Here is a 14,099-nt window from a genome sequence, read left to right as displayed (position 1 = left end):
GGAGTAGAATGTGAATATTATTACTAGTGCCTTTCCCCAGCGCAGAATGCGCCGCATGCGTAAACATGAATTTAGCCGTCGATTGATGTCTGAAAACACACTCACAGTGAACGATTTGATTTACCCAATGTTTATTTTAGAAGGTACCCAGCGCACCGAAAAAGTAGCGTCTATGCCAGGTGTAGAACGTTTTTCTATAGACTTACTGCTTAAAGAAGCCGCTGAGTTAGTTGAGCTAGGTATTCCATTAATCGCTTTATTCCCTGTCACGCCAGCGGACAAAAAGTCATTAATGGCTGAAGAAGCTTATAATCCTGATGGTTTAGTTCAACGCGCCGTGCGTGAATTAAAAAATGCTTTCCCACAACTGGGCGTAATGACCGATGTCGCATTGGATCCCTTCACAACCCACGGTCAAGACGGCATCATTGATGACACAGGGTATATCTTAAATGACATCACCACTGAAATTTTGGTGAAACAAGCGTTATCTCATGCAGAAGCCGGTGCCGATATTGTGGCACCATCAGACATGATGGATGGCCGTATTGGTGAAATACGTAAAGCATTAGAAGCAGCAGGTCATGTCAATACCCAAATTATGGCTTACTCTGCAAAGTATTCTTCTAACTATTATGGCCCTTTCCGTGATGCAGTCGGCTCTGCTGGTAACTTAAAGGGTGGCAATAAACACAGCTATCAAATGGATCCAGCTAACAGTGATGAAGCCTTACATGAAGTTGCTTTAGACATCCAAGAAGGCGCTGATATGGTCATGGTTAAACCCGGTATGCCGTATCTTGATATTGTACACCGAGTTAAAACAGAATTGGCGGTGCCGACTTTTGCTTATCAGGTCAGTGGTGAATACGCCATGCACATGGCAGCTATTCAAAACGGTTGGTTAGCTGAAAAAGCGATCGTGATGGAGTCATTACTTTGCTTTAAGCGGGCCGGGGCTGACGGTGTATTAACCTACTTCGCCAAACGTGCCGCTCAATGGCTTAAAGAAGAAAAGTAACCCATTGATGGTGAGATACCAAAAGGAAGCATAATGCTTCCTTTTTTTATGTATAGTTCGCTGCATCAACTCGCAAAAAATACCTAAATAACGCCATATCCGTGATCAGGATAACATCAGCAATGGTTAATACTTAACAGTTAATACAAGCCGTGTTTGAATGACGAATGCACTCTTTCTCTTCTTCATTGAGGCTTTATCATGCACAATAACGTTAAAACATTATTAGCCACTACGGCATTATTCTTTAGCAGCCAAATGATCACACCTAATGCTTTCGCCAACAGCGGTTGCAGTTTTGATGAGGCATCACAAGGCTTTATAGCAACCTGCAGTGAGGAGAAAAAAGAAGTGATTATTACTGGTATTGTAACGACCGAAACCCTTGCAAAAGATTTACCTGGCTACAGTGATGAGTACCAAAACTATGCAACTGATGCGGCTCAAATTGATATATTAAAAACCATTTCTGAGCCAACCAACATAGTGGTAATCATTGGTACTTGGTGTCCAGATTGCCACCGTGAAACGCCCCGTTTTATGCGCTTAATCGAAGCTGCTGCAAACCCAAATCTGACGGTCACCTATATTGGGGTTGATAGAAGCAAACTTGATCCACAGGGATTAGCTGCACAATATGAGTTTTCACGTATTCCGACCTTTATTGTCGAGCAAAAAGGTAAAGAGATTGGCCGTATTGTTGAGCGTCCACAAGTGACACTGGAAGCTGATTTAGTCAACATTTTACAATAATACCCATCAGAATGATTGTGATGGGTATAGTAAAGAATCCACCTTCTGAAGAAGGTGGCTTTGATATCACGCCCTAAAAGGGCGCTTTCCTATCGTGCATTAACAAGACGCCGTAAATATATCCCTATAGGCTCGACCAAATCATCCCTGATTTAGAAGCTTGTACCGCACCATTAGCGCAGCTCACCTATCACTTGAGTTAATCAGCTATTGAACATACTTCAGGCAAAGCCTAATTGATGATAACCACCTACTGAGTAGGTAGTTTATGGGCTGAAAATCAAATTCAGCTATGACTTGTCCTGAAATAAGTTGACACTTTTTGCAGTTTAAAACGCTCGATGAACTTGATCGGGCGTTTTGTTTTTTAAGGCCATACGCCGCGTAGGGTCATGTATTCAAGCGTTGAGTTTGTGCCTCGGCTAAATCTTGAAGCACGCCTTCACGCAATGCCCCGCCAGCCAGATGTAACTGCTTAATTGACAGCAACTCAAACAAAGCCAGAAGAATGGCAACACCGGATGCAAAAGTCGGTGCTTGCTCTGGCGTTAACCCTCTAATATCAGATAATGCCAAATCTGCTTGCGCTAAAATTTCATCTCTAAATGCCTGCAATACATTAAGGGTAATGACTTCTGAAACTTGTCTATGCTGCAAAACCGACACCACAGATTGAATCACCCCCGAAGCCCCTACTACAGTATCCCAACCTAAGTCTGTCAGCGCTGACATATGCGGGAGTAATGTGGCTTTCACGGCGTCTTTAGCTTGGGAAAAGTCGAGTATTTGAAAAGGAGTAGTATGGAAAAAACGCTGGTTAAATACCACGCCGCCCATAGATAAACTGGTTTTAAATAACACCTTTCGACCTTTACCAACAATAAACTCAGTACTGGCGCCGCCAATATCAATGACTAGGCGTTTTCCTTCCCCCGCAGTTGTCGCCACCATACCTTGATAGATTAGTTCAGCTTCGCGTAAGCCTGAAATAATCTCAATCGGGTGACCCAATATAGGCAATGCTTTTTGTTGGAAGGTGTCGGCATTGGCGATCAGGCGTAAAGTCGCGGTAGCGATAACGGCAACATCATCATGGAAAACTTGATGTTTTTTAAGCATAGCCGCAAACAGACCTAAACAATCTAAGCCCCGTTGCATCACCTCATCCGACAAATAACCATCGTCTCTAATACCTTCCGCAAGGCGAACCTTGCGTTTGTATTTAGCGATAATCTGTGGCTTGCCAGCAACCGTGGTGGCTACCAGCATATTAAAACTGTTAGAGCCTAATGTAATTGCAGCATAAGGCGTTAAGGTCGATAAGGTTGGCATTTACGAAGGTCTACGAGTCCTATGACGTGGAGCTCGGCTATTGCTATTACTACCACTTCGGTGTGCACCTTTACTTGCACCATCACGAGTACGACTTGTCGGGTGCTTACGATGAATGCGCACTGGAGGCGGAATATCATCTAATAATGCTTCACGATCATAATCTGACACGGGGATAGAGTGAGTGATGTAGGTTTCAATAGCGGGTAAATTTAGGGCATATTCTTCACAGGCAAAGCTGATTGAAATCCCTTTTTGACCCGCACGGCCTGTACGACCAATACGGTGAACATAATCTTCACAGTCATCTGGTAAGTCGTAATTATAGACGTGTGACACATCGGAAATGTGTAAACCACGCGCAGCAACATCTGTCGCCACCAGAATATCTAGCTGACCGCTAGTAAATTGCTCAAGAATACGAATACGTTTCTTCTGTGGAACGTCACCAGTTAATAATCCAACACGATGACCATCACCTTCTAAATACGACCACAATTTTTCACAGCTGTGCTTTGTATTGGAGAACACAATGGCTTTATCTGGCCAATCTTCTTCAATCAAAGTGAGCAACAAGCGCATTTTATCTTCCATTGAAGGATAGAAGATTTCCTCTTTAATATTTTTCGAGGTTTTTTCCAATGGCTCAATTTCAACTTTTTCAGGATCATTCATATGATCATAGGCCAATTCCTGCACTTTCATTGAAAGTGTCGCAGAAAACAGCATATTCAAACGCGCTTTGGCGTCTGGCATACGACGAAATAAAAAGCGAATGTCTTTGATAAAGCCTAAATCGAACATCCGATCTGCTTCATCTAACACCACGGCTTGAATGTGATTTAAGCTAATAACACCTTGGCGAACATAATCAATAATCCGGCCAGTGGTGCCGATAAGAATATCAACGCCTTTATCTAATACTTCACGTTGGGTCTCGTAGCTTTCACCGCCATAAACAATACCCACTTTTAAACCGGTATGTTTTGCCAGTAAGTTAGCATCTTTGGCAATTTGAATCGCTAACTCACGCGTTGGCGCCATGATAATGGCACGAGGTTCAGTATTTTTTCGGTCTTCGGGTTCGGCAACCGTTAATAAATGATTAAACGTGGCCACTAAAAAAGCCATGGTTTTGCCTGTACCTGTTTGCGCTTGGCCGGCAATGTCTTTCGCTTGTAATAAAATAGGTAATGATAAGGCCTGAATTGGGGTACAAAACTCAAAGCCGTTCTCGTTTAAGGCTGATAAAACTGCATCTTGCAGTGGAAAGTCAGCGAACTTTTTGGTCGATAAATGTGTTTGGCTCATGGCACCAGCATACTAGTTGGGGTTGCAAAAAAAGATACGATAGTTTGAAATAGCTGCATTGTTTATCCGTTCATATTGTATATGCAAAGTTTCAGAGCACCTCACTGCCCAGGCTTCTTTGTTGGTAAACAATGAGTTATCAAAAAAAGACTGGGCACTGAGAAGCTCAAAAAAAGTCATTACTGTTGTTTAACAACAGGTGAGGCTCTGCGTATAATGGCAAATATAAAATTTGCGGATATTTACACGTTCACTTGAAAAGCTTTTCAACGAACCCAATATACATGGTAAGCCATTAATAAACTAGCAATGGAACCAAATCTGGAGAACAACATGAGCGATAAAATAGTATACCTAAGCGACGACAGCTTCGAAAACGACGTATTAAAGTCTGACACGCCTGTGTTAGTCGATTTTTGGGCTGAGTGGTGCGGTCCTTGTAAAATGATTGCCCCAATCTTAGATGATGTTGCACAAGAGTATGCTGGCAAAGTCACTGTTGCAAAACTAAACGTTGACCAAAATAACACCACTCCGGCTAAATACGGTGTTCGTGGTATTCCTACATTGCTTATGTTCAAAGCTGGTGAGTTAGTTGCAACTAAAGTTGGCGCACTGTCTAAAACGCAATTAAAAGAGTTTATTGACGCCCAAATCTAAACCGACTTTGAGTCGGATCATAAAATGGCACAAGTTTTATACAATTTGTGCCATTTTTGTACCTAAAATTCTGGACGCCAGCGCCATATAGTGATAACTTTATCCACAGATTTTTTCAATAAACCTTTTCTCGCTTATCAATCATAACAATGTTCAATACCCTTACTGATTGATTGCGGTAAGCTTCGTCGCGTAACACAAGACTCCCATACATGAATTTAACAGAATTAAAAGACACGCCTATATCGGATCTCGTTTCACTTGCTGAAAGCATGAAACTCGAAAACATGGCTCGTACTCGTAAACAAGATATTATCTTCTCAATTTTAAAAGCACATGCAAAAAGCGGAGAAGACATCTTCGGTGGCGGTGTATTAGAAATCCTCCAAGATGGATTTGGATTTTTAAGAAGTTCAGACGGTTCATACCTTGCGGGTCCGGATGACATCTATGTTTCCCCTAGCCAAATTCGTCGTTTCAACATGCGTACTGGCGACACCATTTTTGGTAAAATTCGCCCACCGAAAGAAGGTGAAAGATACTTTGCGTTATTAAAAGTATCTGAGGTTAACTTCGACAAGCCAGAAAGCTCACGCAACAAAATTCTGTTTGAAAATTTAACCCCACTACATGCTGAAGAGCGTTTGCGCATGGAACGTGGTAACGGCTCAACAGAAGACATCACTTCACGTATTCTTGACCTATGTTCTCCTATCGGTAAAGGTCAACGTGGTTTGATTGTTGCTCCGCCCAAAGCGGGTAAAACACTGTTGCTGCAGAACATCGCCCAAAGCATTACTTACAACAACCCAGATGTGGTGTTGATGGTATTGCTAATTGACGAACGTCCTGAAGAAGTGACTGAAATGCAGCGCATGGTTAAAGGTGAAGTTATTGCTTCTACTTTCGATGAGCCAGCCAGCCGTCATGTCCAAGTTGCTGAAATGGTAATTGAAAAAGCCAAACGTTTAGTTGAACACAAAAAAGACGTGGTGATTTTGTTAGACTCTATCACGCGTCTAGCCCGTGCTTATAACACTGTCATCCCATCATCAGGTAAAGTGCTGACGGGTGGTGTTGATGCTAACGCCCTTCACCGTCCAAAGCGTTTCTTTGGTGCAGCTCGTAACATTGAACACGGTGGCAGCTTAACTATCATTGCAACGGCACTGGTTGATACGGGTTCTAAGATGGACGAAGTGATTTACGAAGAATTTAAAGGTACAGGTAACCAAGAGTTGCACCTTTCTCGTAAAGCGGCTGAAAAACGGGTATTCCCAGCGATTGACTTCAACCGCTCAGGTACACGTCGTGAAGAAAAACTGACTACGCCAGACGAACTACAAAAAATGTGGATCCTGCGTAAAATTCTTCACCCAATGGATGAAGTTTCAGGCATGGAATTCTTAATTGATAAATTGGCCATGACCAAAACCAATGAAGACTTCTTCACCGCGATGAAACGCGCTAAATCTTAACTAAGTTGTTTACTCACTCCTTGTTAGTTGAGTCTACCGTTTTAGAAAGATAAAAAATGCCGCTACTCAATCGAGTTAGCGGCATTTTTATATTGAATGACGTCACTCACGTTCAAGGTATTTGACTACAAAATCCGATTTGGGTTAGTCATTGCCATTTTTCTGCGTAAATAGGCAATTTGGGTCATATGAGGTAAATCCTTAGGGCAAGCATCCTGGCAACCCAGTAAAGTCATACAACCAAACACCCCATCTTGATTCCCAATAACATGATAAAAATCATCAGCGGTACGGGTATCTCGACTGTCTAATTCAAAACGGGCAATTTTCATCATGCCGACTGCGCCCACAAACGTCTCGCGCATTTGTTTGGTGGCACAGGCGGAGACACAGACACCACATTCTACGCAGCGCTCAAGTTCATACAGTTTGGCGGCCTCTTCAGGGTCCATAGGTTGCTCCATGCGATGGATATCACTATCAAGGCTATTGGGTTGCAACCATAACTGTAAGCGCTCTGACAACTCGCGCATAAACTTACCTGTGTTAACAGACAAATCACCGATTAATTCAAACCCCGGTAACGGCATTAATACAATGTCACCTTTGGGGTAATTGGCGGTTAGTGTGCGGCATGCTAATGTTGGCTTGCCGTTAATGACCATGGCGCAACTGCCGCAAATACCTGCTCGGCAAACAAAATCAAACTGTAATGAGGGATCCTGCTGCTCACGTAACATGTTCAGCGCAATAAACACTGTCATACCCGGCGCTTCGGTCACTTCATAGTTAACCATTTTAGGTTTGTCGTGAGGGTCTTGGGGATCAAACCGAAAAATTGAAAAACGGATAGTTCTTGCTTGGCTCATGTTATTTGTCTCCCGCCACGTTTGCGGTTTTTACTAGCGACGATAAGGTGTCGGATAGTCTTTCATTATTTGGCAATAAAGCATCGGGTAATTCAAACGGCATAATGGCAGCTTGCTTTACATATCTGTCGGCATCGGCGTCTAGCTGGGCAAGTATGTCAGCTATTTGTTGCTCACGCTTTTCTGTATCAGGGTGAGCAATCGCATTGTTCACGCCATAGCCTCGATAACCTGGTGGTAACTCCATCGCCATCACATCAAGCGGTTCGTAGCTGAGCGTGGGGATTAAGGCATTGGCATCTGGCCAGCTTGATAACGTACGGTTTAGCCAATCTTTATCATTACGCTGCGGGAAATCTTCACGTGAGTGTGCACCGCGACTTTCAGTACGCGCATTGGCACCGCAGGCTACCGTTAACGCAACCTTGAGCATTCGTCTAATGCGTAAAGCCTCAACCAGCTCTGGATTTGCATGGCGTTTTTTGCACTTCAAGCCGATATTGCTAGCGCGTTTGAGCAACGCGCTTAATTCATCTATCGCTTGCTGCAATTCAACCCCATTTCGGAAAATCCCTACGTAATCCATCATAATTCTTTGCATCGTAAGCTTTAGCTCAAACGCATTTTCACTGCCATTGCCGTCAACGAGTTGATCAATTTCATCGCTTAAATCCTTACCAAAACGATTGATCAATGCCGTATCGACAACCAAATCATGCTGCTCACCAAAATCTGCCACATACTTGCCAATAATCATGCCGCCAACCACGGTTTCAGCAAGGGAGTTACCTCCTAAGCGATTAAAGCCATGCATATCCCAACATGCCGCTTCACCGACACTAAATAGTCCCGATAATTGCGGACTTTCACCGGTTGGCGTGGTGCGTATGCCGCCCATAGAATAATGCTGTGTTGGCCTAACAGGGATCCAATCTTTAGCCGGATCAATCCCGAGGAAGTTTTCACATATTTCTTTGACTTCACGCAAGTTGGTTTCAATATGCTTTCGGCCTAATAAGGTGATATCTAACCATAAATGTGGGCCGTAAGGGCTCTCTACCCCCTTACCTTTGCGCATGTGTTCGGTCATTCGTCTAGAGACCACATCCCGTGATGCGAGTTCTTTCTTTTCTGGCTCATAATCGGGCATAAAGCGATAACCGTCTTTATCTCGCAACAAGCCACCGTCACCACGACAACCTTCGGTAGTTAAAATGCCCACGGGCACAATCGCTGTGGGATGAAATTGTACTGCTTCCATATTACCCAGTGTTGCCACACCCGTTTCTAAGGCTAACGCCTGGCCAATACCCTCACAGATAATGGCGTTGGTAGACACTTCATAAATACGGCCATAGCCGCCGGTCGCAATGGTGGTGGATTTAGCAATATATGCCCTCAGCTCACCCGTAATTAAGCAACGTGCGATCACCCCATGGCAGCGCTTGCCATCATGAATAATCTTTAAGGCTTCCATACGCTCGTGTACCGGAATACCTAACGAAATCGCTTTATTGTCCACCGCATACAGCAGTGAATGTCCGGTACCATCGGCGGTGTAGCAGGTGCGCCATTTCTTAGTGCCGCCAAAATCGCGCGCATTAATCAGCCCATGGGCGGCGGCAGCTTCATGAATCGTGACCTTTTCGGCATTGACTATCACCTCGCGGTCACCCTTTGTTACCCGTGTCCAAGGCACTCCCCAGTTTGCTAACTCACGCACCGCTTTAGGGGCACAATGGGCGAACATTCGGGCAACGGTTTGATCGCAGCCCCAGTCAGACCCTTTTACGGTATCTTGAAAATGCACATCTTCATCATCGCCCATGCCTTTTACTGTATTGCCAAGGCTTGCCTGCATGCCTCCTTGGGCAGCTGCGGAATGTGAACGCTTAGCGGGGATCAGGGATAAAACTAAGGTATCAAGGCCACGTTCTTTTGAGGCAATCGCAACCCGTAATCCGGCTAATCCTGCGCCAACGACTAATGTATCGGTATAAATTATCTGCATCTTTATTCCTTATAAAGTTGGCACAAAGGGAATAATAGGCAGTTCAAGCGTCCGCCCAATAACAATATAAGTGACTAAACTGGCAATACCGATGATCATCAAATACACCACTAACACTTTGGCAAACTTCAATAAGGCAAAGCGTTGTTGCACTAATCCCCATTTGACACACACACGATATAAACCAAATATCGCATGAACCACCACAGCAGGTAGTAAAAAGACATATAAGATCCAAGCGTTGTCGTGATACACCCGCTCAGCTGAAAGGTGCGGGCCAATTTCAGGATTCATTATCATGGTAAATAAATGCACTGGCGCTAGAAAAAATAACAAAAATCCCGTCACCATCTGCCAAAACCAGATTTTGGTATCCTCGTGGGGTAAAAAGTGCAATTGCTGCCGTAAAGCCCGCCATTGGCCAATTTGGGTAGGGAAGCGACGTAATGCAAACACGGCATGGATCATGACGACAACCAGCATGAATGCAGAAAAGACTTGAGTCAGGATCGGGTAGCCATGACCCGTCTCACTAAAAATGCCACCTTCTAAAAATTGCACCACATAATAGAATGCTTCTTTACCCAGCAAAATACTGGACTCAAAATGTAAATGCATAATGATAAAAAGCCCAAGTAACACGCCTGATGCACTTTGTAATCTATCGGCTCTTGCTGCCCAAATGGGATGAGAAAACCCTTTAGCAGCGCTGGCACCTAAATCGACTTTTGCGGGCAAGGGATTGTTAGCCATAAATTGTCGCATCCTGTCCTGATATAATTAGAGACATTGACCTTAGCAAGTCTTTTCAAACAACATCACTGAACACAAAACAAATCGTGACCATGCTCACCTACTAACACGTGGGAGTTAGAGGCAGATCACATTAGGTTAACAATATAATTTCAAACAAGAATAACAACTTGGTCAATAACTCAAACCAGCATCCTATATTGAAAACAATACAGCGGATCAATCCCTCAAAATTTCAGCCAAATGAGTCACACTACTGGCACGCAAAGCGGACGCTAATAGATAAAATTAGCACTAAGATGCGCATCTATTAATTGGTTTGGGTATAATAGTCGTCATCTCCCCCATTTTATCAAAGATTAGGAACACCCCATGGCTTGGATCCAATTACGCATTCACACTCACCGTGACAATGCCGACATGTTAGGCGACTTATTAATGGATCAGGGTTCAGTTTCCATTACCTATGAAGATGGTCAAGATGAGCCGATTTTTGAACCTAAACTGGGTGAAACGCCGCTTTGGCAAGATACCGTATTAATTGCCTTATTTGATGCAGGAACCGACTTAGCGCCGACGATTGAATTTTTAGAATCTATGCCATTTTTAGGTAAAGGGTTTACCCACAAAATAGAACAGGTAGAAGATAAAGATTGGGTTCGTGAATGGATGGACAGCTTCCACCCCATTCAATTTGGACAGCGTTTATGGATTTGCCCAAGCTGGCGTGAAATCCCCGACCCTCAAGCGGTTAACGTTATCCTTGATCCTGGCTTAGCTTTTGGTACGGGCACTCACCCAACCACAGCATTATGCCTAGAATGGTTAGATAGCTTAGATTTATCAGATCAAGAAGTGATTGATTTTGGCTGCGGCTCAGGCATTTTGGCCATCGCGGCAATTAAGCTTGGCGCCAAAAAAGTCACAGGTGTGGATATTGATTACCAAGCCATTGAGGCATCAACGGCTAATGCAGAGCGTAACGACGTAGCCGATAAACTGTCGCTGTATTTGCCAGAAGATCAACCTGCCAATCTGCAGGCAGATGTGTTAGTGGCTAACATTCTTGCTGGTCCACTTAAAGAACTCGCCCCGCTGATTGCAGAAAAAGTCAAAACCGGTGGCAAATTAGCACTATCAGGTTTATTGCGGGAACAAGCCCAAGAAGTCGCTGATTTTTACAGCCAATGGTTTGATATGGAACCCGCTTGCCATAAAGAAGACTGGACACGCTTAAACGGTACGCGCAAATAAAGATATTTTTAACCCCATAGACGTGTTTATGACAAAATTTACATCCCTCATACACACGTCTATTGCTTCATTTAACCCAACAATTACCTCGCTGTAACACGCACCAGTGCTCAAAAAGTCAAATTTACTGTCTAAAAACCGTACAATTGTCACAAATCGTAGCCTAAGCACAAAAGTCAAGTAAAAAAGTTTTATTTAGGTCATTTATTGACCTTTTCAAGCCCGTAAAAAAGGGCTACTATAGCGCCCCTTTGAAGAGCAAGGTGAATAAAGCAAATGCAAATTGGCCCTTATCAACTGTCAAATCAGCTGATTGTGGCACCAATGGCAGGTGTCACCGATCAAGCCTTCCGCAACCTTTGTTTACGTTATGGCGCGGCCTTAGCGGTATCAGAAATGTTGTCGTCTAATCCAGATGTTTGGGATTCAGATAAAAGCCGTGTGCGTATGGCGCACTCTGGCGAAGAAGGAATACGCTCCGTACAAATAGCAGGTGCAGATCCTGATTTAATGGCCAATGCTGCTCAGTTCAATGTTGAACAAGGCGCACATATCATTGATATCAATATGGGCTGCCCCGCAAAAAAAGTGAATAAAAAGTTAGCTGGATCAGCACTGATGCAAAACCCTTGCTTAGTAAAAGAGATTTTACAGGCGGTGGTAAGCGCAGTTGATGTTCCTGTTAGCCTAAAAATTCGCACCGGGTGGGATCCAGATAATCGTAATGGGATCCAAATCGCCCAAATTGCCCAAGATTGTGGCATTGCTTCGTTAGCGGTTCATGGCCGTACACGACAATGCATGTATAAAGGTTTTGCCGAGTACGACACAATTAAAGCAATAAAACAGAATATCTCGATTCCTGTTGTTGCCAATGGCGATATAGACAGCCCCGAAAAAGCCAAGTTTGTACTTGATTACACGGGCGCTGACGCGGTGATGATAGGAAGAGGTGCACAAGGAAGGCCCTGGATTTTTAAAGAAATTCAGTACTACTTGGAAACAGGTAAAAAGTTAGCGCCAATTAAGGCCGAAGAGCAGCGTTTAATCATGCTTGAACACCTTAATAAACTTTACGAATTATATGGCGAGTACAAAGGTGTCCGTTTTGCTAGAAAGCACATCGGGTGGTACCTAAACCAAGAAGAACAACGCCAATGGCGTGCTGACTTCAATCGGCTTGAAACCGCTGTCCAACAGCATTCCTTTGTGGAATGTTATTTTGAAGAATTAGTGTAAAATTAATTAAAGAGCAGAATAGAATGTTTGATCAGACAACTAACACAGAAGTTCACCAGCTTACCGTAGGCAAAATCGAAACAGCAAACGGCACTATCAAGCCGCAGTTATTACGCGACGCAGTAAAACGCGCCGTAACCAACTTCTTCTCTCAGTTAGACGGTCAGGAAGCTTCAGAAGTGTATGAAATGGTATTAAGTGAAGTGGAAGCCCCTTTACTAGACATCATCATGCAACACACTCGTGGCAACCAAACTCGCGCAGCGAACATGTTAGGTATCAACCGTGGTACTTTACGTAAAAAGCTAAAGAAATATGGCATGAACTAAGACTTAACGTCTAAGTGATTGTAACAAAACGGGCTTTACAGCAATGGAAAGCCCGTTTTTGCTATTAAGTTACACGCATGGTTACACGCACACTAGAGTCACTCAATTTTTTTCATTAGAAAATATCATAGTAAAATGAAGTTTTAAGAAGCTTCAATCAAGTCTTAAAACCTCCCCAAAACCTCACCTATACAAATTAGTCAGAAACCTTTTTTAAGGACTCTAATAACTATTAAGTTATGCTGGAAAAATGAAAATCTTAGGTAAATCTTAGGTAATATTTTTTGTGGTAGCTTTAGGTGAGCTTTGGCGCTTTCGCCTCAATCGACTATGGCCATAGTTATGCGAACCAGTTTGGAGATAACCTTTACCACGCCCTTTAAATAGATAACTGACATGATAAACAAATCCAATCACACAGCCAGACTCTTTTAGTCTATGCTCAGTCATCAAAATAACGTCATGGCTATTCACCAACTCTTTACGCTCTAATCTATAAAACCTTACCCATGTGGGAGTTGAACCGCCAACATCCATCCAAATGCGGCTAATGCGAGACTGTAACCATTTAGGGCTTTGTACTTCGTGACCATTCAGCATTAACACCACATGATAATGTTGGTTTTTACTTGTCTCTGTCTCGCCTGACCATGAATACCCTATTTTGCTTAGTTGATAATGGTTTTTTATTTGCTTCTTGAAGCGAGTCAAAAACTTTTCAAATTGAGTATGATCATTAATGCCTCTCAAGCTGTCAGCAGGAAAGCTCAAATCAAATCGATAAGCGAATACTTTAGAATGCGCTTCAAACATGGCATTAAGCTGTTCTAAGAAGCGCTTAAAAGGCTTAGTGTGCATACCGCTTTTCTTGGTGTTAATTCGCCAAATTAGCCCATCATGTTCTATGTAATCTTGATAGCTAAGATACAAAGCGAACACCATAGATATTATTAAGTAACCTAGGCGAAAATGGCGGTAAATCGAGTTTAGTTATCTGGCCAGTTAAGGCTTTAGCCTGATAGTAATAACTAACATTTGAGGGGTAGTAAATGCGGAAGTAATGTTTAAGTTTGTTAACCCATTGGTATA

At 43.2% G+C, this 14,099-nt stretch carries 13 protein-coding genes; 7 read left to right on the top strand and 6 right to left on the bottom strand.

The window, feature by feature from the left end; genetic code table 11:
* The first annotated feature begins 10 nt into the window (after nucleotides 1-10).
* Both hemB and OHT75_RS10105 read left to right on the top strand, forming a co-directional pair.
* Complete coding sequence (gene hemB, locus OHT75_RS10110; protein ID WP_264726349.1) at nucleotides 11-1,021, top strand: porphobilinogen synthase; 1,011 nt, start codon at nucleotides 11-13, stop codon at nucleotides 1,019-1,021.
* A 201-nt stretch (nucleotides 1,022-1,222) separates the two neighbouring features.
* Entirely contained in the window at nucleotides 1,223-1,774 is a 552-nt protein-coding gene (locus tag OHT75_RS10105) for a thioredoxin family protein (protein WP_264726348.1), read from the top strand.
* Nucleotides 1,775-2,164: 390 nt separating this feature from the next.
* Here the strand turns inward: OHT75_RS10105 and OHT75_RS10100 are convergent, their stop codons facing one another.
* Entirely contained in the window at nucleotides 2,165-3,106 is a 942-nt protein-coding gene (locus OHT75_RS10100) for a Ppx/GppA phosphatase family protein (RefSeq protein WP_264726347.1), read from the bottom strand.
* Nucleotides 3,107-4,417: an ATP-dependent RNA helicase RhlB gene (rhlB, locus tag OHT75_RS10095; protein WP_264726346.1), complete on the bottom strand. Its 1,311-nt coding sequence runs from the start codon at nucleotides 4,415-4,417 to the stop codon at nucleotides 3,107-3,109.
* Between the two features lie 333 nt (nucleotides 4,418-4,750).
* On the opposite strand from rhlB, the gene trxA reads away from it, so the two are divergent.
* Both trxA and rho read left to right on the top strand, forming a co-directional pair.
* The gene (gene trxA / locus OHT75_RS10090) at nucleotides 4,751-5,077 is read left to right on the top strand and encodes a thioredoxin TrxA (RefSeq protein ID WP_264726345.1); all 327 of its coding nucleotides are present in this window, start codon (nucleotides 4,751-4,753) and stop codon (nucleotides 5,075-5,077) included.
* A gap of 212 nt (nucleotides 5,078-5,289) precedes the next feature.
* Nucleotides 5,290-6,555 carry a transcription termination factor Rho gene (gene rho / locus OHT75_RS10085; RefSeq protein ID WP_188840066.1) on the top strand — a complete coding sequence of 422 codons (1,266 nt, stop codon included), beginning with the start codon at nucleotides 5,290-5,292 and terminating at the stop codon, nucleotides 6,553-6,555.
* Between the two features lie 125 nt (nucleotides 6,556-6,680).
* Here rho and OHT75_RS10080 read toward each other — a convergent pair whose 3' ends face one another.
* From OHT75_RS10080 to OHT75_RS10070, 3 genes are read right to left on the bottom strand one after another with little or no spacing between them, the layout of a single operon-like run.
* On the bottom strand, nucleotides 6,681-7,424 hold the full coding sequence (locus tag OHT75_RS10080; protein WP_264726344.1) for a fumarate reductase iron-sulfur subunit: 744 nt from the start codon (nucleotides 7,422-7,424) through the stop codon (nucleotides 6,681-6,683).
* A gap of 1 nt (nucleotide 7,425) precedes the next feature.
* Nucleotides 7,426-9,435, bottom strand: coding sequence for a fumarate reductase flavoprotein subunit (locus OHT75_RS10075; protein ID WP_264726343.1), 2,010 nt, complete (start codon nucleotides 9,433-9,435; stop codon nucleotides 7,426-7,428).
* 9 nt (nucleotides 9,436-9,444) lie between these two features.
* On the bottom strand, nucleotides 9,445-10,188 hold the full coding sequence (locus tag OHT75_RS10070; RefSeq protein ID WP_264726342.1) for a fumarate reductase cytochrome b subunit: 744 nt from the start codon (nucleotides 10,186-10,188) through the stop codon (nucleotides 9,445-9,447).
* A 372-nt stretch (nucleotides 10,189-10,560) separates the two neighbouring features.
* On the opposite strand from OHT75_RS10070, the gene prmA reads away from it, so the two are divergent.
* The 3 genes from prmA (at nucleotide 10,561) to fis (ending at nucleotide 13,010) form a co-directional block, all read left to right on the top strand.
* A complete protein-coding gene (prmA, locus tag OHT75_RS10065; protein WP_264726341.1) occupies nucleotides 10,561-11,442 on the top strand; it encodes a 50S ribosomal protein L11 methyltransferase in 882 nt (293 codons plus the stop codon).
* A 276-nt stretch (nucleotides 11,443-11,718) separates the two neighbouring features.
* Entirely contained in the window at nucleotides 11,719-12,681 is a 963-nt protein-coding gene (gene dusB, locus OHT75_RS10060; RefSeq protein WP_264726340.1) for a tRNA dihydrouridine synthase DusB, read from the top strand.
* Between the two features lie 23 nt (nucleotides 12,682-12,704).
* On the top strand, nucleotides 12,705-13,010 hold the full coding sequence (fis, locus tag OHT75_RS10055; RefSeq protein WP_011494902.1) for a DNA-binding transcriptional regulator Fis: 306 nt from the start codon (nucleotides 12,705-12,707) through the stop codon (nucleotides 13,008-13,010).
* 270 nt (nucleotides 13,011-13,280) lie between these two features.
* On the opposite strand, the gene OHT75_RS10050 is transcribed toward fis, so the two are convergent.
* On the bottom strand, nucleotides 13,281-13,868 hold the full coding sequence (locus tag OHT75_RS10050) for an inovirus Gp2 family protein (RefSeq protein WP_264726339.1): 588 nt from the start codon (nucleotides 13,866-13,868) through the stop codon (nucleotides 13,281-13,283).
* Nucleotides 13,869-14,099: the final 231 nt, after the last annotated feature.

The organism is Shewanella subflava, assembly GCF_025971955.1.
In the GTDB taxonomy this organism is placed as follows: domain Bacteria; phylum Pseudomonadota; class Gammaproteobacteria; order Enterobacterales; family Shewanellaceae; genus Shewanella; species Shewanella subflava.
Note: the sequence above shows the minus strand (reverse complement) of the source record. Positions and strands in the feature narration are given on the sequence as shown.

What these genes read in the sequence shown, in the direction of transcription:
- OHT75_RS10105 (WP_264726348.1), top strand. Translation starts at nt 1,223, where the DNA reads ATGCACAATAACGTTAAAACATTATTAGCCACTACGGCATTATTCTTT.
- OHT75_RS10075 (WP_264726343.1), bottom strand. Translation starts at nt 9,435, where the DNA reads ATGCAGATAATTTATACCGATACATTAGTCGTTGGCGCAGGATTAGCC.
- OHT75_RS10070 (WP_264726342.1), bottom strand. Translation starts at nt 10,188, where the DNA reads ATGGCTAACAATCCCTTGCCCGCAAAAGTCGATTTAGGTGCCAGCGCT.
- rhlB (WP_264726346.1), bottom strand. Translation starts at nt 4,417, where the DNA reads ATGAGCCAAACACATTTATCGACCAAAAAGTTCGCTGACTTTCCACTG.
- OHT75_RS10050 (WP_264726339.1), bottom strand. Translation starts at nt 13,868, where the DNA reads ATGCACACTAAGCCTTTTAAGCGCTTCTTAGAACAGCTTAATGCCATG.
- trxA (WP_264726345.1), top strand. Translation starts at nt 4,751, where the DNA reads ATGAGCGATAAAATAGTATACCTAAGCGACGACAGCTTCGAAAACGAC.
- dusB (WP_264726340.1), top strand. Translation starts at nt 11,719, where the DNA reads ATGCAAATTGGCCCTTATCAACTGTCAAATCAGCTGATTGTGGCACCA.
- prmA (WP_264726341.1), top strand. Translation starts at nt 10,561, where the DNA reads ATGGCTTGGATCCAATTACGCATTCACACTCACCGTGACAATGCCGAC.
- rho (WP_188840066.1), top strand. Translation starts at nt 5,290, where the DNA reads ATGAATTTAACAGAATTAAAAGACACGCCTATATCGGATCTCGTTTCA.
- OHT75_RS10080 (WP_264726344.1), bottom strand. Translation starts at nt 7,424, where the DNA reads ATGAGCCAAGCAAGAACTATCCGTTTTTCAATTTTTCGGTTTGATCCC.
- OHT75_RS10100 (WP_264726347.1), bottom strand. Translation starts at nt 3,106, where the DNA reads ATGCCAACCTTATCGACCTTAACGCCTTATGCTGCAATTACATTAGGC.
- fis (WP_011494902.1), top strand. Translation starts at nt 12,705, where the DNA reads ATGTTTGATCAGACAACTAACACAGAAGTTCACCAGCTTACCGTAGGC.